This is a genomic window from Halolamina salifodinae, assembly GCF_017874235.1.
Lineage (GTDB): Archaea > Halobacteriota > Halobacteria > Halobacteriales > Haloferacaceae > Halolamina > Halolamina salifodinae.
Genome location: NZ_JAGGLC010000003.1, coordinates 375210 through 396565, shown reverse-complemented (window position 1 = coordinate 396565; position 21356 = coordinate 375210). Strand labels below are relative to the sequence as shown.

Annotated in this window: 21 protein-coding genes; 11 read left to right on the top strand and 10 right to left on the bottom strand. The window is 68.1% G+C overall.

Features of this window, described 5'->3' with window-relative positions:
• Nucleotides 1-41: 41 nt before the first annotated feature.
• Nucleotides 42-947 (top strand): DUF7260 family protein, encoded by a 906-nt coding sequence (locus tag J2753_RS09055; protein WP_209491608.1) that lies wholly within the window; start codon nt 42-44, stop codon nt 945-947.
• Nucleotides 948-1259: 312 nt separating this feature from the next.
• Here J2753_RS09055 and J2753_RS09050 read toward each other — a convergent pair whose 3' ends face one another.
• Nucleotides 1260-2924, bottom strand: coding sequence for a TrkH family potassium uptake protein (locus J2753_RS09050; RefSeq protein ID WP_209491607.1), 1665 nt, complete (start codon nt 2922-2924; stop codon nt 1260-1262).
• Nucleotides 2924-3604 carry a potassium channel family protein gene (locus J2753_RS09045; protein ID WP_209491606.1) on the bottom strand — a complete coding sequence of 227 codons (681 nt, stop codon included), beginning with the start codon at nt 3602-3604 and terminating at the stop codon, nt 2924-2926. Before J2753_RS09045 ends, J2753_RS09050 begins: the two co-directional genes overlap by 1 nt.
• Before the next feature lie 300 nt (nt 3605-3904).
• On the opposite strand from J2753_RS09045, the gene J2753_RS09040 reads away from it, so the two are divergent.
• The 4 genes from J2753_RS09040 (at nt 3905) to gatA (ending at nt 8003) form a co-directional block, all read left to right on the top strand.
• The gene (locus tag J2753_RS09040) at nt 3905-4894 is read left to right on the top strand and encodes a transcription initiation factor IIB (RefSeq protein WP_209491605.1); all 990 of its coding nucleotides are present in this window, start codon (nt 3905-3907) and stop codon (nt 4892-4894) included.
• Nucleotides 4895-5070: 176 nt separating this feature from the next.
• Nucleotides 5071-6231 carry an acyl-CoA dehydrogenase family protein gene (locus tag J2753_RS09035; RefSeq protein WP_209491604.1) on the top strand — a complete coding sequence of 387 codons (1161 nt, stop codon included), beginning with the start codon at nt 5071-5073 and terminating at the stop codon, nt 6229-6231.
• Between the two features lie 185 nt (nt 6232-6416).
• Nucleotides 6417-6704 (top strand): Asp-tRNA(Asn)/Glu-tRNA(Gln) amidotransferase subunit GatC, encoded by a 288-nt coding sequence (gatC, locus tag J2753_RS09030; protein WP_209491603.1) that lies wholly within the window; start codon nt 6417-6419, stop codon nt 6702-6704.
• On the top strand, nt 6705-8003 hold the full coding sequence (gene gatA / locus J2753_RS09025) for an Asp-tRNA(Asn)/Glu-tRNA(Gln) amidotransferase subunit GatA (protein ID WP_209491602.1): 1299 nt from the start codon (nt 6705-6707) through the stop codon (nt 8001-8003).
• A 57-nt stretch (nt 8004-8060) separates the two neighbouring features.
• Here gatA and J2753_RS09020 read toward each other — a convergent pair whose 3' ends face one another.
• Nucleotides 8061-8627 carry a hypothetical protein gene (locus J2753_RS09020; protein ID WP_209491601.1) on the bottom strand — a complete coding sequence of 189 codons (567 nt, stop codon included), beginning with the start codon at nt 8625-8627 and terminating at the stop codon, nt 8061-8063.
• Nucleotides 8628-8726: 99 nt separating this feature from the next.
• Between J2753_RS09020 and J2753_RS09015 the strand changes: the two genes are divergently transcribed.
• The gene (locus tag J2753_RS09015) at nt 8727-9581 is read left to right on the top strand and encodes an aldo/keto reductase (RefSeq protein ID WP_209491600.1); all 855 of its coding nucleotides are present in this window, start codon (nt 8727-8729) and stop codon (nt 9579-9581) included.
• Between the two features lie 30 nt (nt 9582-9611).
• On the opposite strand, the gene J2753_RS09010 is transcribed toward J2753_RS09015, so the two are convergent.
• Both J2753_RS09010 and J2753_RS09005 read right to left on the bottom strand, forming a co-directional pair.
• The gene (locus tag J2753_RS09010; protein WP_209491599.1) at nt 9612-9884 is read right to left on the bottom strand and encodes a hypothetical protein; all 273 of its coding nucleotides are present in this window, start codon (nt 9882-9884) and stop codon (nt 9612-9614) included.
• 68 nt (nt 9885-9952) lie between these two features.
• Nucleotides 9953-11440: an HTTM domain-containing protein gene (locus tag J2753_RS09005; protein ID WP_209491598.1), complete on the bottom strand. Its 1488-nt coding sequence runs from the start codon at nt 11438-11440 to the stop codon at nt 9953-9955.
• A 178-nt stretch (nt 11441-11618) separates the two neighbouring features.
• Here J2753_RS09005 and J2753_RS09000 point away from each other — a divergent pair, with 178 nt between their 5' ends.
• Both J2753_RS09000 and J2753_RS08995 read left to right on the top strand, forming a co-directional pair.
• A complete protein-coding gene (locus J2753_RS09000) occupies nt 11619-13253 on the top strand; it encodes a thiamine pyrophosphate-binding protein (RefSeq protein ID WP_209491597.1) in 1635 nt (544 codons plus the stop codon).
• A gap of 42 nt (nt 13254-13295) precedes the next feature.
• Nucleotides 13296-13730, top strand: coding sequence for a YccF domain-containing protein (locus J2753_RS08995; RefSeq protein WP_209491596.1), 435 nt, complete (start codon nt 13296-13298; stop codon nt 13728-13730).
• Here the strand turns inward: J2753_RS08995 and J2753_RS08990 are convergent.
• A complete protein-coding gene (locus tag J2753_RS08990; RefSeq protein ID WP_209491595.1) occupies nt 13727-14146 on the bottom strand; it encodes a desampylase in 420 nt (139 codons plus the stop codon). The genes J2753_RS08995 and J2753_RS08990 overlap by 4 nt on opposite strands.
• 1 nt (nt 14147) lies before the next feature.
• Entirely contained in the window at nt 14148-14474 is a 327-nt protein-coding gene (locus J2753_RS08985) for a rhodanese-like domain-containing protein (protein ID WP_209491594.1), read from the bottom strand.
• A gap of 88 nt (nt 14475-14562) precedes the next feature.
• Here J2753_RS08985 and hpt point away from each other — a divergent pair, with 88 nt between their 5' ends.
• Both hpt and J2753_RS08975 read left to right on the top strand, forming a co-directional pair.
• Nucleotides 14563-15114, top strand: coding sequence for a hypoxanthine/guanine phosphoribosyltransferase (gene hpt / locus J2753_RS08980; RefSeq protein WP_209491593.1), 552 nt, complete (start codon nt 14563-14565; stop codon nt 15112-15114).
• Between the two features lie 93 nt (nt 15115-15207).
• The gene (locus J2753_RS08975) at nt 15208-16584 is read left to right on the top strand and encodes a uracil-xanthine permease family protein (protein WP_209491592.1); all 1377 of its coding nucleotides are present in this window, start codon (nt 15208-15210) and stop codon (nt 16582-16584) included.
• A gap of 465 nt (nt 16585-17049) precedes the next feature.
• Here the strand turns inward: J2753_RS08975 and J2753_RS08970 are convergent, their stop codons facing one another.
• The 3 genes from J2753_RS08970 to J2753_RS08960 all read right to left on the bottom strand — a co-directional run bounded on the left by J2753_RS08970 (nt 17050) and on the right by J2753_RS08960 (nt 20181).
• Nucleotides 17050-18138 (bottom strand): putative sulfate/molybdate transporter, encoded by a 1089-nt coding sequence (locus tag J2753_RS08970; protein WP_209491591.1) that lies wholly within the window; start codon nt 18136-18138, stop codon nt 17050-17052.
• Nucleotides 18139-18323: 185 nt separating this feature from the next.
• Nucleotides 18324-19034 carry a DICT sensory domain-containing protein gene (locus tag J2753_RS08965; RefSeq protein WP_209491689.1) on the bottom strand — a complete coding sequence of 237 codons (711 nt, stop codon included), beginning with the start codon at nt 19032-19034 and terminating at the stop codon, nt 18324-18326.
• A 124-nt stretch (nt 19035-19158) separates the two neighbouring features.
• On the bottom strand, nt 19159-20181 hold the full coding sequence (locus J2753_RS08960) for a PLP-dependent cysteine synthase family protein (RefSeq protein ID WP_209491590.1): 1023 nt from the start codon (nt 20179-20181) through the stop codon (nt 19159-19161).
• Nucleotides 20182-20265: 84 nt separating this feature from the next.
• Here J2753_RS08960 and J2753_RS08955 point away from each other — a divergent pair, with 84 nt between their 5' ends.
• Nucleotides 20266-21351 carry a hypothetical protein gene (locus J2753_RS08955; RefSeq protein WP_209491589.1) on the top strand — a complete coding sequence of 362 codons (1086 nt, stop codon included), beginning with the start codon at nt 20266-20268 and terminating at the stop codon, nt 21349-21351.
• Nucleotides 21352-21356 lie beyond the last annotated feature (5 nt).

Genomic DNA, 21356 nt, shown 5'->3' with positions numbered 1-21356 from the left:
GATTGTTTGAAGTGGGTTGCCACGAGTGATACATTCAACAGATGCCCGCATCCTACAGTCTCGGACCGGAGGTGGAAGGGGGGGTTGCCACGTGCAGCGGCGCCTTTGGCTGTGCAGCGGCTGTCGCGGGCGCGATGATCGCGTTCCTGCTGTGGTCCGGGCTGTCAGCGGGGCTGCTGTTCGCGCCGCGGGTGAACGTACGCGCCGCGCTGGCGGCGCTCGGGCGTGAGCGCGAGGCAGTCATCGACGAGCGAGAGGCGCTCTCGACGTTCGCGGCCGACGTGGAGTCGATCCCCGCACCCGGCCCGACGCCGAGCGTCGAAGCCGGCGGCGCGGGCGTCGTCAGCGCCAACAGCCAGTCCGGCGAGATGGCGACGCTCCGGAAACGCTATCGCGAGACGGTGATGGCCGTCGACCACTACGAGCGCGATTACGGGGAGTCGTTCCCGGAGCATCTCGCCAACGAGTTCGGCGACGGCGTCGCCGGCGCCGTGGTGGTCAACGACGGGCTTTCACCTCAGGTCAAACGTGCGGTACTGTCGAGCGCCGAGGAGAGCCGCAAGCAGCGAAATCAGTATCTCGATACGCTCGACCGGGAGCGCCGCCGTCTCGAGTCGGCCGGCGACGCGCTGGAACGGACGGCCGACCACGCGAGCGAACTGGACGGGGATCGCCTGCGACGCCGGTCGTTCGAGGAGCTACAGGAACGCTACAGTTGCCTCGAGGACGCACGGCAGTCGGTGAAAACGACCCTCGAGAGACGCCAGGAACAGCTCCACGAGGGCGTGACGTTCGGCTGGCAGCGCCGCGACACCGAGTCAGTGTATCGCTACCTCTACCGGGATCTCGATGCCACCTACCCCGTGCTGGCTGACGGCGCGCGCGTGCTCGACCGCATCGACACGGTCGAGCACCGACTCACGACCGCGCTGACTGCGAAGGCGTAGCGCGAGACCACGCTTTCCAGGGTGGCTGGAGCGATGGCACACAGGATTAGCTCCGCCGTTGAGTGACGGAGCGCGCGACAGGTCGCTCGCCGCGGTTGGCTTACACACAGCCACGGCGTAGCTCCGTGGCCCCGGCACGGAGGCCGGAGCCAGTCGTGTGCCGTGGGTGGCTTACGTACAGCCGCGGCATGGGCTCCGCCGTCGCGCGACGGAGCACTCGACAGGTCGCTCGCCGCGATTGGTCTACCACAGCCACGGCGTAGCTCCGTGGCTCCGGCACGGAGGCCGGAGCCAGTCGTGTGCCGTGGCTGGTTACGGCTCCATCCCGTACACCAACGACCGAAACAGCGCGAGCACGGGAATGATCTCCAGGCGCCCGACCCACATGTTGAACAGCAACATCCCCTCCAGCCGCGGATCCATCGACGGCCCGACGATTCCCGTCGAGAGCCCGACGTTCCCCTGGGCGCTCGCGACCTCGAACAGCGCGTCGGCGTAGCCGAACTCCACGGGCGCGAGGTTCACCATCAGCAGACTCCCGACGACGAGCAACACGACCCAGAGCAGGCTCACGATGGCCGCCTCGCTGAACTCCGCCTCCATCTCCTGTCGGTTCAGCGTCCGGTCGCCCATCTTTGCGGTCACGACCGCGTTGGTCGGGAGGAACACCCGGCCGAACTGCCACGCGATCCCCCGACCGATGGTGTAGAGGCGGATGATCTTGATCCCACCAACCGTCGACCCCGCGGCGCCGCCGACGACCATCGCCCCCGAGAGGATCAGCTTCCCGCCGTCCGACCAGTCGCCGATCGGCGCCGACTGGAACCCCGTACACGAGAGCGCCGAGACGAACTGGAACACGGCGTCGCGGCTCGCATCGGCCGCCATCGGCGACAGCCCGAGGCCGGCCGTCTCGGCCAGCGTCGACAGCCCCAGCCAGTCCTCGGCGACGAAGGCCCCCGCTGCCTGTGGGAGCGTGAGGACGTTCTGAGCGATCAGCACGGCCGTCCCGAGCACGAACAGCACGAACAGCCAACGCGTCTGGAGGTCCTCCCAGAGGTGGCTGGGGTCACGCTCCTGCAGCATCGCGTAGTGGACCGGGAACGCGATGGCGCCCAGCGCCATCATCGGGAGCAGCACACCCTCGATCAGCGGCGAGTTGTACGTCGCAATAGAGTTGTCCGTGATCGAGAACCCACCCGTCGAGAGCCCGGTCATGGCGTGGTTCAGCGCCTCCCAGAACGCCGCCGCGAGGGAGAGGCTCGCCCCGCGTTCGGTGGCGAGGATCGCCGCGAACAGCGTCGCAACCGAGAGCGCGGTGTACAGCAGGAAGATCTTCCAGACCGTCCGGACCGTCGAGACCACGCTCGGGTGGATCTTCTTCTCGCGGGCCTCCGAGCGGTAGAGCGCGTAGCTCCCAGATCCCGGGCGTGCGAGAATCGACACCGTCAGCACCACCACGCCGACGCCGCCGACCCACTGGATCAGCGAGCGCCACCACTGGATCGCCCGCGGGAGGCTGGGTTCGTGGACCGCCATCGTGAGCCCCGAGCCGGTCCAGCCGCTCATGCTCTCGAACAGCGCGTGGAGCGGGTCGCGGAAGTAGTAGAGGCTGGAGCTGTAGTCGGCGCCCGCGGGGACGTAGGCGGCGACGGCCGCCGGCGGGGTGAGATGGGCGGCGAGCAGGAACGGGAGCGCGCCGAACAGCGCGGTGGTGAACCAGCCCCCGGCCGCGATCACCATCCCGTGTTTCATCTTGGGCTGGGGTGCTCCGCTGAACCGTCGACGCCCCGCGACGCCGACGACGCCGGTGACCGCCGCGGCGAGCAGGAACGCGCCGGCGACGTGCCACTCGCGGAACACCGCGGCGACCAGCGCCGATCCGGCCATCAGCGCGGACTCCATGGCGACCAACGACCCGACGTCCCGGGCGATGGTGGCGATATCGGTCCCGAGTCGTCCGTATCGCCCGGGCATTACTCGCCCCCGTCGTGGCCGAACACGCTGGTGACCTCGGGTGTGATCCCGCGGGCGGCGAACACCGTCACCTGATCGCCGGCCTGTAGGACGGTGTCGCCGCGGGGGGTGATCACCTCGCCAACCTCCCCGCGCTCGATGGCGACGACCAGTAGATCATCCGGGAGGTGGCCAGCCGCGTCAGCTTCCGAGAGCGTTTCGCCGGCGATGGGGGCGCCGTGAGTGACCTCGATTTCGAACACCTCGGCCTCGTCGCCGACGCGCATGTAGTCGATGATGGAGGGGCGCTCGACCGCTCGGAAGAGATGTTCGGCGATCAGTCGGCTGGGGTTCTCCATCGTGTTGACGCCGATGCGCTCGAACAGCGACATGTGTTCGGGGTCGTGGACCACCGAGACCACCGCAGGTACCGCCAGTTCCTGGGCGAGCAGGCAGACCATCACGTTGGTCGCGTCGCGGTCGGTCGTCGAGATGAGTGCGTCGGCGCGTCCCGCGCCCGCGTCCTCGAGCGTGTCCTTCACGGTGGCGTCGTCGTTGATCGTGAGGCAGTCGTAGGTGCTGGCGACTGCTTCGGCCTTGGCTTCGTCGCGTTCGACGACGACGACTTCGTTCCCCGCTGCCGTGGCAATCTCGATGAGCGGGCGACCGATATCCCCCGCCCCGACGACGACGACGTACATACCGTTCGCTCCCGACGGGAGCGCTGAAAGTCTACCGTTTCGGGGAGTTTGCCGAGCGAAACGCTCAATAAACACCCTGGTTCACCGCGACGAAACGCTCAAGTAGTCCGTAGGTGGTCCCACGGCCGAACGAAACGCATCGCTGACACTGCCGAATTACGGCGTGTCACGCCCACACAGGGCTTTCTGTCTGAGCTACTTACCGGGAAAATAGCCAGCAGAGTTAAGTAGGGTGGCGTGTTACCCAGACGTGAGACGATCCGCAGTCCAGACCCATCTGTCTCTCCCCCAATACACCCAATGAGCGATAAAGTCCAAGCGTACACCAGCGAGCGTGCCAAGTCCGCACAGAGCGAAGAAGAGAGCGAAGAGGAGCAGGAGTCCGTCGACGAACTGCAGTGTCCCGAGTGCGGCGGCAGCCTCGCGACCGACACCGAACACGGCGAGACGGTCTGTCAGGACTGTGGCCTCGTCGTCGACGAGGACAGCATCGACCGCGGCCCCGAGTGGCGCGCGTTCGACTCCCGCGAGAAAGACGAGAAGTCCCGCGTCGGCGCCCCCACGACGAACATGATGCACGACAAGGGGCTGTCGACCAACATCGGCTGGCAGGACAAGGACGCCTACGGCAACCAGCTATCGGCCAGCCAGCGCCAGAAGATGCAGCGCCTGCGAACCTGGAACGAGCGGTTCCGGACCCGGGACTCCAAGGAACGAAACCTCAAGCAGGCACTCGGCGAGATCGACCGGATGGCCTCCGCGCTCGGTCTCCCCGAGAACGTCCGCGAAACTGCCTCCGTGATCTACCGACGCGCACTCGGCGAAGACCTCCTGCCGGGCCGCTCCATCGAGGGCGTCTCGACGGCCAGCCTCTATGCCGCCGCCCGAAAGGCCGGCACGCCGCGTAGCCTCGACGAGATTTCGGCGGTCTCCCGCGTCGAGAAGGACGAGATCGCCCGGACGTACCGCTACGTGGTACGCGAGCTCAAACTCGAGATCCAGCCCGCCGACCCCGAGCAGTACGTCCCGCGGTTTGCCAGCGACCTCGGTCTCTCCGACGAGGCTGAGCGCCGCGCCCGTCAGCTCCTCCAAACCGCGAAGGAACAGGAGGTCCACTCGGGCAAGTCGCCGGTCGGCCTCGCGGCCGCCGCCGTCTACGCCGCATCGCTCCTGACCAACGAGAAGGTGACCCAGTCCGAGGTCAGCGAAGTCGCGAACATCAGCGAAGTCACCATCCGCAACCGCTACCACGAGCTCTTGGAAGCCGAAGAGAGCATCCACATGCCCTGAAACGGGCAGGTAGCACCACTTTTCGGAACACCGCTGTTTGGTTTCTCCCCACGTTGTTTTGGTCGGTTACGCCGACCACGCGCCGCTGAGTACGTCCAGCGACCGCACCGGTGGCGGTCGGCGTCGACGCCCGCGGACCGGCGGGGTTTTTGCCGTCTTCCCACGAACGGCCGCGCATGAGCGAGCCTGGCCTGCTTGACGTGATCGACAGCGAGGAACACCGGATGATCCGCGACACCGTCCGGGAGTTCTGCGAGGAGGAGATCGAACCCATCGCCCAGGAGATCGAGAACGACCACCGGTTCCCCGAGGAGATCTTCGAGCAGTTGGGCGAACTGGACATGATGGGCGTGCCCGTCTCGATGGAGTACGGCGGCCTCGGGGGCGACCAGTTCATGTACGCACTCGTCGCCGAGGAACTCGGCCGGATCTCCGGCGGGATCGGGCTCTCCTACGCCGCGCACGTCTCGCTTGGCTCCAAGCCCATCGAGCTGTTCGGCACCGAGGAACAGAAAGAAGAGTGGCTGAAACCGCTCGCCACGGGCGAGGGAATGGGTGCGTGGGCGCTCACCGAACCCGGGAGCGGCTCCGACGCATCGGACATGGACACGATGGCCGTGAAAGAGGGCGACGAGTACGTGCTCAACGGGACGAAGCAGTTCATCACCAACGCCAACGTCGCCAACAGCGTGCTCGTGAAGGCCGTCACCGACCCCGACGCGGGCTACGGCGGCATCTCGACGTTCATCGTCGACCCCGAGAACGACGACGGCTTCGAGATCTCGACGGTCTGGGACAAGATGGGCCTGAACTCCTCGCCCACCTGCGAGATCCAACTCGACGACGTACGCATTCCCGAGGACCGCCTGCTCGGCGAGGAGGGCGAGGGCTGGGAGCAGACCAAAAAGACCCTCGATGGCGGGCGCGTCAGCATCGCCGCGCTCTCGACAGGGCTCGCACAGGGCGCCTACGAGGCCGCGCGTGACTACTCCACCGAGCGCGAGCAGTTCGGCCAGCCGATCTCGGAGTTCGACGCCATCCGGGACAAGGTCGTGGACATGCACCGAAAGATCGAGCGTGCTCGGCTGCTGACCCACAAGGCGGCGTGGACGTACGATCAGGGCGAGGAGGTTACCCGCGAGTCCGCCCTCGCCAAACTCGACGCCAGTGAGGCCGCCCGCGAGGTCGCCGAGGAGGCGGTCCAGACCCTCGGCGGCTACGGCTACACCGAGGACTTCGCCCCGCAGCGCTTCTACCGCGACGCGAAACTGATGGAGATCGGCGAGGGGACCAGCGAGATCCAGCATCTCGTGATCGGCCGCGAGATCGGGATCTGAGCGGGAGACCGCCGACGGCCGCGTAGCCGGCAGCCCAAACCCAGAGCCACCGGTCGTCTTTCGGCGGGTCCGTGCCGAACTCGACGCTTACGCTCGGCCGGCCGATTGGTCCGCCCGAAGGCGTTCCGACGGCGGTCTCGGGCCCCACCGAAACCCTTACTCCCAATCCGGAGCGACCGGAGAGTATGAGCGACGGGAACGAGCCAGCGGTCACCGGCGAGGAGGTCCGGGAGGTTGCGGATCTCGCGCGGGTGGATCTGAGCGACGACGAGGTCGAACAGTTCGCCGAGCAGTTCGAAGCGGTGCTCGCGGACTTCGAAACCCTCGACGAGGTGCCCGAAGTCGAGAGCGAACCCGACCTCGTGAACGTGATGCGCGCCGACGAGATCGAGGAGGGACTCACCCAGGAGGAGGCACTCAGCAACGCCAGCGAGACCGAGGACGGCTACTTCAAGGGACCCCGGGTGTCGTAGATGGCCGAGCTAAACGCCTACATCACCGAAGAGCGCATCGAGGGCGCCGACGATGGCCCGCTCACCGGCAAGACGGTCGCCGTCAAGGACAACATCTCCACCGAAGGCGTCGAGACCACCTGCGGGTCGAAGATGCTGGAGGGCTACGTCCCGCCCTACGACGCCACGGTCGTCGAGCACCTCAAAGAGGCCGGCGCGACGATCAACGGCAAGGCCAACATGGACGAGTTCGGGATGGGGTCGACGACCGAGACGTCGCACTTCGGCGCGACCCTGAATCCGGTCGACACCGACCGCGTGCCGGGTGGCTCCTCGGGTGGCTCGGCCGCCGCAGTCGCCGCCGGCGAGGCCGACCTCGCACTCGGGAGCGACACGGGTGGATCGGTCCGTGCCCCCGCCGCGTTCTGTGGCGTCGTCGGGATCAAGCCGACGTACGGCCTCGTCAGTCGGTACGGTCTCGTGGCCTACGCGAACTCGCTGGAACAGATCGGCCCGATAGCGCCGACCGTCGAGGAGGCTGCGGGCCTGCTGGACGTGATCGCCGGTTCCGACGAGCGAGACGCGACGACCGTCGAGAACGGCGACGACTCGAACTACGCCGCGGCCGCCGACGGCGACGTGGAGGGGATGACCATCGGCGTCCCCGTCGAACTGATCGAGGGGGCGGACGAGGGCGTCGTCGAGACGTTCTGGGACGCCATCGCGGACCTCGAGGACCAGGGCGCCGAGTACGTCGAAGTCTCGATGCCCTCCGTCGAGAAAGCCGTCGCGGCCTACTACGTCATCGCGATGTCCGAGGCCTCCTCGAACCTCGCGCGCTTCGACGGCACGCGCTACGGCCTCAACGCCGTGGAGGCGGGTGATTTCGACGACCTCGACGAGGCCGGCAACTGGAACGAGGCGTTCGCGACGGCCCGCGAGGAAGGGTTCGGCCCCGAGGTCAAACGTCGGATCCTGCTGGGCACGTTCGCGCTCTCTGCGGGCTACCACGACCGCTACTACGGGAAGGCACAGGACGCCCGTGCGTGGATCAAGCAGGACTTCGACGAGTCCCTCGAGGAAGCGGACGTCCTCGCGTCGCCGACGATGCCGGTCCCGCCGTTCGAACTCGGCGAGAGCCTCGACGACCCGCGGACGATGTACCTCGCGGACGCGAACACCGTCCCCGTGAACCTCGCGGACCTGCCCGCCATCTCCGTGCCCGCCGGCGAGGCCGACGGCCTGCCGGTCGGGATGCAGCTAATCGGGCCGAAGTACGGCGAGGAGACCATCGTCCGGGCCGCGAGCGCGCTGGAGTAGTCAGCCCGCCCGCGTTCCGGCGAGCACTCGCGTGACGTACACCTGTCTCCAGAGCAGCTACCCACCCCCAGCGACGGCGCCGAAGCCGAGCAGCGTCAGGCCGACCAGCCCCCAGTTCGTCGTCTGCAGCACACAGCCCAGTGTCTCCTGCGCACAGGAGCCGAACAGGTCCCGGTCCAACGCGGCGGCGTCGACCGCGGCGGCGCCGACGACGATGCCGGCGACGCCGAGGAGCGCTTTCTGAGCCCGTTCACGAGCCTCGGGCGGATCGGCGAGGAGGCTCTCTTGGGCCGCCGTATCGGGACCAGCAGCCTGCGCGGCGACGGCGCTCCCGAGCAAGAGGAGGGCGGCCGGCGCGAACAGGAGGCCGACCGACATCGCGCCCGCCAGCGTGAGCCCGACAGAGAGCAGCGCGGCCACCCAGACCAGCGCCGTGTGGCCGGTCCACGCGCCGGCGGCGCCGACGACGGCGAACAGCGGGCACAGCAGCACGATTCCCGTGAAGAACACGTCTGCGGGTGGCTGGGGGAACAACAGCACGGCCGACGCGAGCAGCGCGGCAAGCACCGCGCCCCCGGCGAGACCCCGACTCAGCGTTCCTGCGTCCGTATTGGTGGAGAGCATATTCCTCAACGTTGGAGCGCGGCGCACTTAGTCGCTCTCCCGTGCGCGAACCGCCGCGAAGCGGAGTTCTTTACTCCCCGGACCCTACCACTCGCCCACATGAGTCTCGACCTTCCCGACATCGGCTTCGGCACCTCCGGCGCCAAGGGCCACGAGTGCGCTGACGCGGTCTGGACCGCGCTGGACGCCGGCTACCGCCTCGTCGACACCGCCCAGATGTACGACAACGAGCCCGCGGTGGGTGCGGGCATCCGTCTCTCCGAAGTGGCCCGCGAAGACATCGTGCTGGCGAGCAAGATACTGCCGGACAACCTCGGCTACGAGGACGCCAAGCGCTCCAGCGAGGAGAGTCTCGAACGCCTCGGCGTTGCCGAATCGCGTAGCGATTCGTCAGCCAGCCAGAACGCGTCGCGTTCTGGCGACGTCGACGCCGTCGACCTGCTGTACGTCCACTGGCCGACCGGCGCGTACGACCCCGAGGAGAGCCTGCGCGCGCTGCAGGAGCTCCACGAGGAGGGCGTCGCCCGGAACGTCGGCGTCTCGAACTTCACGCCCGAACTACTGGACGAGGCTCGCGAGATCCTCGACATCGATATCGCGGCTCACCAGGTCGAGTGCCACCCGCTGTTCCCGCAGGACGAACTCCGGGCGTATGCCGACGAACACGGCCACACGCTCGTCGGCTACTGCCCGCTCGGACAGGGCGAAATCTTCGACACGCCCGAACTGCGGGAAGTCGCCGAGCGCCACGACACCACCGTCGCCGCGGTCTGCATCGCGTGGGCCGTCGAGAAGGGCGTCGTCCCGATTCCGCAGTCCACCGACGCGGACCACATCCGCGCGAACCGCGAAGCCACGGACCTCGAACTGACCGAGGAGGACGTCGCGACCATCGACGGCATCGAGGACGAGGAACGGCTGATCGACCCCGACGCCGCGGCGTGGAACCAGTAAGCGGGCGTTCGCTGCTCGTCGATAGAGAAGTCAGTCCGAACTGACCGCCGCCGTGATCGCCGTCAGTTCTGCTTTCCGGAACGCGCTGCCCTGATCCCGGCTGCCGTCGACGCCCTCGACCTCTTCAGCGATGGCCGCGCGCATCACCCCCTTCTTCGGGAGGACGTCGATCTCCACGTCCGCGTCGAGCGAGTCACAGATCGCTGCCAACGCTTCCTTCGTGAATCCCGAGGACACTTTCCGCTTGTACCGACCGACCGCGACCCGGATCTCGTTTCGTTGCTCGGCAACAGTGGGAGCCATGCGATCAGTACCAGCCGTACGGACCTGTATCTCCCGGTCCGACGTTTGGCCCTCGCTGCTCACGCTCGTCAGTCGCAGGTGGTGGAGGCCAGTTTGTGCCGAGTCGGCTCACCGACGGGCCCGTCCCTGTCGACGGACTGGTCCACCCGATAGATCGTGATCGACTGGATGTCGTCGGCGCTCCGCTGACAGAAGTACGCCGCTGCTGGCTCCGCGAGGCCGCCTCCAGCATCTCGCCCTTTCGTCGCGTAGCGTTTCCAGAGCGTCGTTGGATATCGGTCCATCGCGTTCGGCGGTCGGTCGAACCCCACAGCGCCCCCATCGACGAGATCGAGCCGCTCACCGGACTTTCGGGTGGCTGCGACGACGTACCAACTGTACGTATCTGGCGGGTTCGGCGCGAAAAACCCCCAACTCGCGGTTTCGAGCATCCCGTTCGCTTCCGTCGACGGCGTGTCGACGAGGTCAGCCGAGACGACCTGCCAGCTTACGGTGGTGATGAGGAAACAGACGAGAATCACCGACAGCGTGATCCGAACTCCCCGTCGGACAGCGGGCGAACGAGCAGCCAGTCGCGATTTCGGCGTCACGCCGTTTTCTTGGCCGATCAGCGACGTGAGCGAGGAGCGTGGTCCGCTCTCGTCGATGCGTCGATCAACGCCGTTCCACACTCGCTGGGGGAGAAACAGCAGTAGGGCGCTGATCATGACGAACGGAAAGACACCCAAGCGCATCGTCGCCGCCATCCCGAGGTGCGCGCCCATGAACGCGACGACGGTGACGGCCCGAAGCCGATCAGTCGCGAACACGAGCAGTACCGACGCAAACAGCAGTGCAACCCACAGCCAGTTGATCGCGGTGAGTAACGCCGGGTAGTCCGCGACGGTCGGCCCCAGCAAGTAGACGAAGTCCTGCAGTTGGAAGATCCGCTGGACGGCGATCCCACCCATCCACGCCTCGCTCTGGACCTTGAGCAACGCGTTCACCGCGTAGATACTTTCGACATGGAGGAGGATCGTCGCCGTCGCGACTGAGCGGATCTTCTTCCCATCGGTTCGGTCGCAACTCCGGAGCGCCCACTGTGTATCGAGTGGCAGAAACGCCGCGAGAAACAGCACCGAGATGAGTATCGTGTCGCCGCCGTTGACCAGATACGGGTTCCGGGCGTGGAGCGACGTGAGCAGGAGCGCTGAAGCGACTGCCGCAGGCCGCGGTCGATAGCCGACAAGCAGACACGCTGCAGCAACGCCTGTCACGCCGACCAGCAGCACCTGGGCCCAGATGGAGCCACTGATCGCGTGCAGCGACCACTGTGCGAGCGTGGGGGAGATCTCCCTGAGGGCCGACCGGGGCAAGATCCCGCTGTCCGTGTAGAACGTTCTGAGCCCCGGAATCCGGGAACAGACGAGGTCGAAGAGGACGACGAGGCCTAGCCCCATTCGGAACGCGGCCACCGCTCTCGCGTCGATGCCGAGACGTAACTGGAGATACCGCCGGCACGAGTCTCGCAGTTCCGTCACTCTCGTGGCGGGTGCCGCAGATGGAGGGCGAGTCATTCCGGGAGGCTACTGGCTGGCAGTTTTCAACCAACCGATAAGTGTCTTCGGGAAGCTAACTAGTCCTCTCGTTCGTGCCGACTCACAAATCGCCCACTTGGAGAGCGTTTCCTGTCTCCCTCAACCGCGCCGCCCGAGTGAGATACAGTTTTCCCGTCGCCGGTCGCCACCTCCGCGTATGACGCTCGCCGCCGCCGTCGTCGACCGACTGGTCGAACACGGCATCGACACGGTGTTCGGGATCCCCGGCAAACAGACGCTGCCGCTGAACGAGGCCATCGACGGCCGCAACGACGTACAGTTCGTGATGGCGCGCCACGAGACCGCCGTCTCGCAGGAGGCGTGGGGCTACGCCGAAACCACTGGCCGGCCCGCAGCCACCGTCGTCGTCCCCGGCCCGGGCGACATGAACGCGATGAACGGGCTGAAAAACGCCGACAACGACAACACGCCGCTGGTCCACATCGCCGTCGAGACTGACCCCGAGATCCGGGGCCGCGACGGCATCCACGAGACGCCGCCGGAGACGTACGACACCGTCACCAAAGCCAACCGCGTCGTGAAGAACCCCGACGGCGTGCTCGCCGAGGTCGAGCGAGCCGTCGAGACGGCGACGACAGCGCCGAAAGGCCCGGTCCGACTCGGGATACCCAAATCCTACCTCCCGGCCCCGAAGCCCGAGGGCGGCGTCGCCGAAATCGAGGCCACCGAACCGCGGCAGCCACCCGTAGACACCGTCGCCGACGCCGCAGCGATCCTGAACGACGCCGACGCACCCGTCATCATCGCCGGTGGCGGCGTCCGGAGTGCCGAGGCGACAGATGAGCTTCGAGCCTTCGCCGAGCGATACGACGCTCCCGTCCTCACGACGTACAAGGGGAAAGGCGTCATCCCCGAGGACCACCCGCTCTCGGCGGGCGTGCTCTGCGGGGCGACGACGCCGGAGATAGACGACTACGTCGCCGAGGCCGACGCCGCGCTCGCGGTGGGGACGGACTTCGACGAACTGGTCACCCGCGGGCGCACGCTCGTGGTGCCCGACGCGCTGGTCCACGTCACGCTCTCCCCCGACGATCTGGGGACGAACTACGACCCAGCGGTGGGCATCGTCGCCGACGCCAAGCCGACACTGGCCGCACTGTCCGCCGACGTGCCCGAGTCAGACCACGACGCCGAGACCATCGCCGACCGCCTGCGCGAGTCGGTCTCGCGGCGCGTCGAGGAACTGGTCGACGGCGAGGTCCCGCTGACCTCCCCCGGTGCGCTCCAAGCAGTCCGCGAAGCAGTTCCGGACGAAGCGGTCGTCGCCGCCGACGCGGGGGGGTTCCGGATCTGGGCGCTCGCAACGTTCCCCGCGATGGGCCCGCGCTCGTACGTCAACCCCGGATCGTGGGCGACGATGGGCAGCGGTCTCCCCTCCGCGCTGGGTGCGCAGGCCGCCGACCCGGACGCCGACGTGGTTGCGCTGACCGGCGACGGCGGCCTGATGATGGCGGTTCACGAACTCCATACCGCCGCGGCCGAGGGGCTGCCGGTGACGACCGTCGTGTTCCGGAACAACGACTACGCGATCATCAGCGAGGGCGCCGAGCGCGAGCACGGCCTCCCGCGCGGGTCGTACGCGTGGGGCGACACACCCATCGACTTCATCGCGCTCGCGGAGTCGATGGGCGTCGACGCGACTCGGGCCGAGACGCCTGAGGAGGTGCGCGATGCGGTTTCGGCGGCCGTCGACGCCGACGAGCCACGGCTGGTGGAGGTGCCGACCGACCCGACGGAACCGCAGGCCAGCGACTACCTGACCCGGGACTGACTAGCCGTCAGGGCTATCCCGGCGACGACCCTTCTCTCGACTATGTCCCGATCCGACAGCGCCGCCCCCTCACTCGCAGTGCGTGCGGTCTGGTTCCTGCTCGTGGGCTGGTGGGCGACGGGCATCTGGCTCGGCGTCGCGTGGTTCCTGAACGTCACCATCGTCGGCCTCCCGCTGGGGATCAAGATGATCAACGTCACGCCGAAAGTGCTCTCGCTGAAGGAGCGGGATCTCGTCGACAGCGAGGGACGCCGTCCCTCAGGCAGTCGGGCTTCGCCCGACGATGAGGAAGGAGGCGCCGGCCAGCAGCGCTACGGCCTGCTCGTCCGCGGGATCTGGTTCGTGTTCGTCGGCTGGTGGGCCAGCGGCCTCTGGATGAGCGTCGCCTACGCCTTCACGGTGAGCATCGTCGGCATCCCCGTCGCCGTGATGATGTACAACAAACTGCCGTTCGTGGTCTCGCTCTACGAGTACTAGGGCCGGAGCGCGACCGCTTCGCGCTCGAAGCGCTCGCCGGTCCAGCGCCACGAGCCGAGATACGGGTGCTCGCCGGGTACGCAGATGGCGTAGCTGTACCCCGGCCATGCCGCGCGCTCGGCGTCGGTTTCGCTAGGGACGGGTGGCCCTTCGGGGTGGCTGTGGTAGAAGCCGACCACCTCGCGGCCGCCGTCCTCGATTGCCTCGATGATCCGTAGCTGTTCCTCCGGGTCGATAACGTAGCGCGTCTCTGGGTTGTCGGCGACGTTCGTGGCGCGGTGGACTGCCTCGACGCGGGACTCGCCGCCGGGGTCGTCGCCGCCGCGCTCCCCGGCCAGAATCCCGCAGATTTCCCCGTCGCTCCCGGCGGCGTGTGCGAGAATCTCGTCGTAGGCCGCGCGTGGGAGCGAGAGCACGTCAGTTCTCTGCGGGACCCGTTTCGACGGGGCCGTCCCACGCGTCGAGGCCGCCAGACAGGCTCTGGAGGTCGGTATCACCGGTACCCTCGAAGCTCGACAGGAGCTTCACCGCTTGCTTCGAGGACTGGCCGATCTGGCAGGCGACGACGACCTCGTCGCCGAACTCGATATCGTCGACGCGGCTGGTGAGTTCGGTCATCGGGACGTTCAGCGCGCCCGGCACGTGCTCCTGTGCGAACGCGCCGGGCGGCCGAATGTCGATTAGCTGTGGGGCGTCGTCGTCGAGCTTTCGGGCCAGTTCCTCGGGGGAGATCTCCACGACCATTGCTGGCCCGTACGACACGGACGCCCATCCGGCTTTCGGCGCGGGCCGGGAGCGAACGGTTTTTGGGACCTTCGCGGATACCGACGGCATGGAACGCCTGCGCGAGTCGCTCCACGACGCGCCGATCATCGACAAGGACGGCTACGACTACCTCGTTCACCCGATTTCGAACGGCGTCCCCTCACTGGATCCGGAACTCCTGCGGGAGGTCACCGTCGGCGTCATGCGCGCCGCGGATCTCGCTGACGTTGACAAGATCGTCGCCCCGGAAGCGATGGGTATCCACATCGCCACCGCCGTCTCGCTCCAGACGGACATCCCGCTGGTCGTGATCCGCAAGCGCGCCTACGGGCTGGAGGGCGAAGTGGCACTCCACCAGGAGACGGGCTACTCGGAGTCCGAGATGTACATCAACGACATCGAGGACGGCGACCGCGTGCTGATCGTCGACGACCTGCTCTCGACCGGCGGGACGCTCGCGGCCATCTGCGACGCGCTGGACGACATCGGCGCCGAGATCACCGACATCGTTGTCGCGCTCCGGAAGGTCGGCGACTCCGCGCTCGAAGACACCGATTACGAGGCCACCAGCCTGCTCGACATCACCGTCGACGACGAGGGCGTCACGATCCACGACTGAGCACAGGTGTGCATATCTCGGCGGGGAACGACCCGTGAGATGCGCACCGATGCGGAACGATTATGCCCCCTGGGTCGTTCGTCGGGAGCATAGATGCCCGAGGATGGCGCAATCGACATCGAGTACGGCCTCGACGACCGACCCCCGGCGGTGAAGGCCGCGCTGCTGGGGATCCAACACGTCGCAGTGATGGTGGTGCCCGCCACCGCGGTGGCGTACATCGTCGCCGGCGAGGTCGGCGCCTCCGGGGCCGACGTGGCGTATCTGGTCCAGATGGTGCTGCTCTTTTCGGGGATCGCGACGCTGGTCCAGACGCTCGGCGCCGGTCCCGTCGGCTCGAAGCTCCCCATCGTGATGGGCACGAGTTTCACGTTCGTGGGGGCGGCGTCGGCCATCGGCGCCGAATCCGGCTTGGCGACGGTGTTCGGCGCGGTGCTCGTCGCCGGCGTCATCGTCGAAGGGCTGATCGGCTGGCAGTTCGACCGCATCAAACCCTTCTTCCCGCCGCTGGTGACGGGGCTGGTGGTCGTGATCATCGGCCTCTACCTCGTCCCGGTGGCGATGGATTACGCGGCCGGCGGCGTCGGCGCCGCCGACTACGGCTCCATGCAGAACATCGGACTTGCGGGCCTCGTGCTCGCCATCTCCGTGGGGCTGAACCTCTACGGAGAGGGCGTGACGCGCCTCCTGAGCACGCTCGTCGGGATCGCCGCGGGCTACGTCGCCGCCATCGCGCTGGGCGTCGTCAACTTCGCGCCCGTCGGCGCCGCGGCGTGGGTGGCGCTCCCGAACCCGACGCGCTTTGGCACGCCGGAGTTCGACCCCGTGGCGATTGTCACGTTCGCGTTCCTCTTTCTCGTCTCGGCGATGGAGACCGTCGGCGACATGTCCGGCGTGACCGCGGCTGAGGGACGGAACCCCACCGACGAGGAGTTCCGCGGCGGCCTGTTCACTGACGGCCTGCTCTCCTCGATTGGCGCCGCGTTCGGTGCGTTCCCCGTCACCTCGTTCTCGCAGAACGTCGGGATCGTGAACTTCACCGGCGTGCTGAGCCGCTACGTCGTCGCCATCGCGGGCGGGATCCTCGCGCTGCTGGGGCTGAGCCCCAAGATCGGCGCGCTCGTGACCACCATTCCGTCGGCGGTGTTCGGCGGCGCGGTGCTGCTGATGGCGGGGATGGTCGCCGCCAGCGGTGTGCGACTGATCGAGCAGAACGCGCAGTTCAACCGCCGGAACATGGTCGTCATCGCCGTCTCGCTGGGCCTGGGGCTCGGGATCGCCACTCGGCCCGAGGCCGCGAGCGGTCTGCCGGCGGCGCTGGAGACGTTCGTGACCCAGCCGGTGATCCTGACGGCGCTCTCGGCGCTCGTGCTGAACGCGGTGGCGCCCGGCGAGGCGAGTCCGCTGTTCGACGAGGCCGAGGAGCCGCCGCTCGGGCCGGAGCCGACTGGGACGATTGACGACGATTAGGACGCTTATTCGGTCGATATTCTGTTTTTGAGGTATTGGCCGGTTCTTGAGGTGCAACGACTGCTGTCAGCTGCACCGACAGCATCTCGATGCTTGACCACTTGTGACCGCACCGCTGACCGTTCATCGGCCACAGCCTCCCCAGCCGACTCGCTCGGGCTTAACCCTCGCTCGTCCTCCGAGGGAGCAAGCTCCCTCGTGGTCCCACTCGCTTCGCTCGCGGGACCCTCGCGCTCGGGTCGCGCACGGAGGCGCGACCGCTTCGCACCACCGCCGCCGCGTTCGTGGGGCGGTGGACGCCTCGCGGACGTCGGTCGTTGACCCCCGCGGGGGAGGAGTGGGGAATCGGCGCAGCGCCGGACTCTGTGTCCAGCGCCCTGTGGTCTCTCAGTTGCCAACGATAGAGGCTGCTGGTGCTGTCGCTGACAACCCTAATCGCCAATCAACCGCTCTCCTCAAACCCACCTACAAACTGAACCGATCACGAACAACCCACCATCCAACGCCGACGACGAACGCCACACCGACGTTCGTCACCAGCCCCAGCGCACCAACCGCAACCGTCGTCGCCAGATCATCAGTACTGAATGCGGAGCGACCCAACTCCAGGGCGACCAGTGCCAGCACGACACCCAGCACCGTCGTCGGGAACGCCGTCACCGCCGCCGTGCCGAGCGCGGCGAGGCCGTAGAGCCCGCCCAGCAGCACGTTCGCGCCGGCGGTCCGGGCACCGAAGGCGTGCTTGCCCGCGACGCCGCCGGAGCCGTGGCACATCGGCAGCGCGCCCAGTGGCACGGCCGCGAGGTTCATCGCGCCCATGCTGGTCGCCAGGTCGTCCGGGGTCACGTCGGCGTCGTAGTACTCCGAAAGCAGCAACGCGGTCGCGACGGCGGCGTTCCCCACGGTCATCGCCAACTGCGCCGCGGTGGCCTCGGCGGCGCCGGCGGTGAGTCCGGCGGGGTCGGGGAGGGAGAGCGTCAGCGAGGGGAGCGCGAGAGCAGGCACGCCCGTGCTCCGGAGCGCCAGCGCGAGCCCCAGTGCGAGCACGACCAGCGCGCTCGCCCGGCGGTAGCCCGCGAGGACGACGGCGCCGGCGGCGACGACCCCCGCGAGCGCCAGCGCGGGGTCGCCGACGCCGAGGCCGACGCCGGTTCGGAGCAGGATCAGCGCGACGGCCAACTGGACCCCGCGGGTGACTGGCTCGCCGACGTACCGAGCGATCCGGTCAAGCGAGCCCGTGGCGCCGATGGCCACCAGCGCGACGCCGGCCAACAGGCCCGCGACCGCCAACTCAGCGGCCCCGAGGGTGCCGCCGATCGCCAGCGCCGCCAGCGCCTTCATCGGCTCGACGGAAACCGGGAGCCCGTACCAGAGCCCCCAGATGATCTGGAACGCCCCGAACCCCAGCAGCATCCGGGCGAGCGAGAGCTCCGTCAGCGCGCCGACGGCGACGACGATGGGGAGCACCGTAACCGAATCCCCTAACGCGCCGGTCAGCTCGCGCCTGGTGAACGAAACGGAGTCGACCCTGGAGGAGATCCGTAGTTCGCCCACTACTACGGTTCTGGAACGACTCCCGTATCAGTCTTTCCGGTGAGAAGGGTTCGGCCAACCCGTTGCGAAACCGGTATCAGTTTCCCGAACACGTTCGCGTTATCGGTTGTGTCGGGCGGGGGCCCCATCCGGCGCGTCGGTCCGCTTGTCAGCTCGCGTGTCAGCTGTTCGACGGCTCCCGACAGCTACACGGTTACGGACGCGACGCTCGAGAGAACCCGTTCGACCGTCTCCCCGTCGTCGGTCCAGAAGCCGGTGAACCCCTCGCCGGGCCGTTCCTCGGCGACGAGGCCGGAGGGCTGCATCTCCTCGGGGCCGCCGTCGAACGCCAGTACCCAGTAGGGCTCCAGTCGCCCGTCCTGGTGGGCGTGGTAGCTGATCGCCTGACTCTCCGGCGGCGTCCAGTCGTCGACGCCATGGATGTGGATGTCCAGCGTCGTCTCCGCGGCGATCTGCTCGTACACCCGCCGCTGGGACTGGAACGCCGAGAGGCGCTGGAAGCTCACGTGCAGGGTGCCGTCGCCGACGCGGTGGGCGCGGTCCTCGATCTCCCGGCTCACGGCCAGTAGTTCCCGGCGACTGATCGAGGTGAACACGGTGTCGGACAGCGCCTCGAAGAACCCCCGATGGCCCTCGGAGAGCTCCTCGCGAGGGGCCGGCGGCTCGACCGGCGGTTCGAGGAGGCGTTCGACCTCCTCGAGGTCCAGCACCCCCACGAACTCCCCGTCACGCTCGACGACGAGGAACGGGCGCGGGATCCCCTCCGGCAGCGGGCGGTGGGTCACGTCGACGTTGTGGTTCCGGAACCAGTCCGCCGCCGCCGTCTCGGGGTCGTCGGAGTGGATAACGAACTGGTGGTCGCTCGACCGGGCGTCGGTGAGCAGGCTGTCGAGCATGGTCAACAGCCGCCTCCCAGTCGGTCCCGTGGTCGGTTCGGACGCATCTCTCGGGCAAGACTACAGGGACGAGCCGATATAGTGCTTCTGACGCAGGGGGCCTGATCGCCGCGCCAGCCGACGGTCAGTCAGCGCTGTCGACGTACCCCTCCCAGAGGCCGTCGGCGTACTTGTCGCCGCGGTCGGGGAGCATCGTGACCACCACGTCGTCGCCGTCCAGTTCGCCAGCGGCGTCGAGTTGGCGGATCGCCGCTACCCCAGCGCCGCTGGAGGGCCCGACGAGGAACTGGTCGTCGACGCGCAGATTTTCTCGGACCGTCGCCTCGTCATACTGACCCAGGTCAGCGACTTCGACCGGTCTATCGGCGTAGCGCTCGCGCAGGTCCCGGGCGTCGTCGTCGGCGTCGGCGGTCTCGACGTACAGCTTGCGGTCGAGCACCGACTCGTCGTACGTCCCGGGGTGGATCGAACTGTCCGAACGGAGATACTTCAGGCCGCCGATGGCGTGGGTCGGATTTACCGGCTCGAACCCCACGACCTCGACGTCCCCGCGGTCGTGTAGTCCTCTTCCCGCCCCCGTGACGGTCCCCCCAGTCCCGACGCCGGCGACGAAGTGGGTGAGGCCGCCGTCGGTCTGTTCCCAGATCTCGGCGGCTGTCGTACGCTCGTGGGCGCCCGGGTTGTCGGGGTTCTCGTACTGGTTGGGCTCGTAGATTCCCTCGGAGTCGTCGGCAACGATCTCGTCGCAGCGCTCGATACAGGCGTCGTAGCCCGCTTCCGCGGCGACGAACTCGATCTCGGCGCCGGCGTCGCGGACCGCACCGACCTTCCCCGCGGCGGCGTCGTCTGGCATCACGATGGTCACGTCGTACCCTCGAGCGACGCCGAGCCGGGCGATTTCGCTGCCAGTGTTGCCGCTGGTGGGTTCGACGATCCGCATGCCGGGGTCGAGGTCGCCGCGTTCCTCGGCGCCGTCGAGCATCTCGCGGGCGATCCGGGTCTTCACTGACCCGCCGCCGTAGCCGAGACTAGGGAGATTGTACCACTCGGCTTTGGCGTACACCGTCGGCGCCACATCGAGCGCGAGTTCGAGCAGCGGCGTCCGGCCGATTCGGGTCTCGTCGACGGCCGGGGGGCTCGCAGTCATAAGCCCGGCTACAGCGGGCAGTCGGAAATGCGCTTGCCCGGCGCGCGACGAAGCACCTTTGCCGCCGGGGGGCAACGCCGAACCGTGAAACTCGCCGTCCTCGGCGTCGGTGGCGCGGGTGGTCGGCTGGCGGCACGCCTCGCGGCGGCCGACCCCGACGACCGCCCCTCGGTCGCCGCCGTCGCCGCCTTCGACACCGATCCCGAGGCGCTCGCCGACCTCGATCTCCCCCGGGAGCACCGCCACGCGTTCGGTACCACCGCCCGCTCGGCCGACGCGACGGCCGTCCGCACCGCAGCCGAGGGGAACGCGCGGGAACTCAGCCGGTCGGCGACCGACGCCGTCCCCGCGGCCGCCGACGGCGTGCTCGTCCCCGTCGGCGTCGGCGGCGCGACCGGCGCCGGGGCCGCGCCGGTCCTGATCGACACGCTCCGGAACGTCATCGACATCCCGGTGTACGCGCTGACAGTCCTCCCGGAACCGACCGAAGAAGAGGCAGCCGGCGTCGTCGCGAACGCCCGCGCGGGGCTGCTGGGGCTCGAAGCCACCGCCGACACACAGCTACTGTTCGATAACGGCCGCCTCGACGCCCCTGAGGAGCGGCCGGCCGAGGCGGACGCCGCCGACGCCTATGCTGACGTGAACGCGACTATCGCCGAGTGGGTCGCCGCGCTGTTTGGCGCGGGCGAGGCCGCTGACGCCGCCGCAGTCGGTGAGAGCGTCGTCGATGCCAGCGAGATCATCGCCACGCTGGGAGAGGGTGGCTACGCGACCGTCGGCTACTGGCGCGAGCAGGTCCGGGAGGAACCCTCCTTCCTCGACCGCCTGCGCTCGAAATCCGAGTCGCCCGACGGGATCGAGAGCTACAGCACCATCGAAACCTCGGTCCGGCGCTCGCTGTTCCGCCAGCGCTCCGCCGATACGGACCTCTCGCTGGCGACGCGAGCGCTGCTGGTCACGATGGGGCCGCCGGAGTGGCTCAACCGTGAGGCCATCGTCGACGCGCGTCGGAGCCTCGACGAGGCTATCGGGGGTGGCGCAGTTCGCGGCGGCGACACACCAGTGGAGGACGGTCTCGACCTGACGGTGCTGTCGGTCTGTGCCGGGATGAACCGACCCGAGCGGGTCATGTCGCTACTCGAACGCGGACAATCGGAAAACGGCGACTAGACCGA

Coding starts and splice junctions, on each gene's coding strand:
- J2753_RS09055 (WP_209491608.1), top strand. CDS start 42: ATGCCCGCATCCTACAGTCTCGGACCGGAGGTGGAAGGGGGGGTTGCC.
- J2753_RS09050 (WP_209491607.1), bottom strand. CDS start 2,924: ATGCCCGGGCGATACGGACGACTCGGGACCGATATCGCCACCATCGCC.
- J2753_RS09045 (WP_209491606.1), bottom strand. CDS start 3,604: ATGTACGTCGTCGTCGTCGGGGCGGGGGATATCGGTCGCCCGCTCATC.
- J2753_RS09040 (WP_209491605.1), top strand. CDS start 3,905: ATGAGCGATAAAGTCCAAGCGTACACCAGCGAGCGTGCCAAGTCCGCA.
- J2753_RS09035 (WP_209491604.1), top strand. CDS start 5,071: ATGAGCGAGCCTGGCCTGCTTGACGTGATCGACAGCGAGGAACACCGG.
- gatC (WP_209491603.1), top strand. CDS start 6,417: ATGAGCGACGGGAACGAGCCAGCGGTCACCGGCGAGGAGGTCCGGGAG.
- gatA (WP_209491602.1), top strand. CDS start 6,705: ATGGCCGAGCTAAACGCCTACATCACCGAAGAGCGCATCGAGGGCGCC.
- J2753_RS09020 (WP_209491601.1), bottom strand. CDS start 8,627: ATGCTCTCCACCAATACGGACGCAGGAACGCTGAGTCGGGGTCTCGCC.
- J2753_RS09015 (WP_209491600.1), top strand. CDS start 8,727: ATGAGTCTCGACCTTCCCGACATCGGCTTCGGCACCTCCGGCGCCAAG.
- J2753_RS09010 (WP_209491599.1), bottom strand. CDS start 9,884: ATGGCTCCCACTGTTGCCGAGCAACGAAACGAGATCCGGGTCGCGGTC.
- J2753_RS09005 (WP_209491598.1), bottom strand. CDS start 11,440: ATGACTCGCCCTCCATCTGCGGCACCCGCCACGAGAGTGACGGAACTG.
- J2753_RS09000 (WP_209491597.1), top strand. CDS start 11,619: ATGACGCTCGCCGCCGCCGTCGTCGACCGACTGGTCGAACACGGCATC.
- J2753_RS08995 (WP_209491596.1), top strand. CDS start 13,296: ATGTCCCGATCCGACAGCGCCGCCCCCTCACTCGCAGTGCGTGCGGTC.
- J2753_RS08985 (WP_209491594.1), bottom strand. CDS start 14,474: ATGGTCGTGGAGATCTCCCCCGAGGAACTGGCCCGAAAGCTCGACGAC.
- hpt (WP_209491593.1), top strand. CDS start 14,563: ATGGAACGCCTGCGCGAGTCGCTCCACGACGCGCCGATCATCGACAAG.
- J2753_RS08975 (WP_209491592.1), top strand. CDS start 15,208: ATGCCCGAGGATGGCGCAATCGACATCGAGTACGGCCTCGACGACCGA.
- J2753_RS08965 (WP_209491689.1), bottom strand. CDS start 19,034: ATGCTCGACAGCCTGCTCACCGACGCCCGGTCGAGCGACCACCAGTTC.
- J2753_RS08960 (WP_209491590.1), bottom strand. CDS start 20,181: ATGACTGCGAGCCCCCCGGCCGTCGACGAGACCCGAATCGGCCGGACG.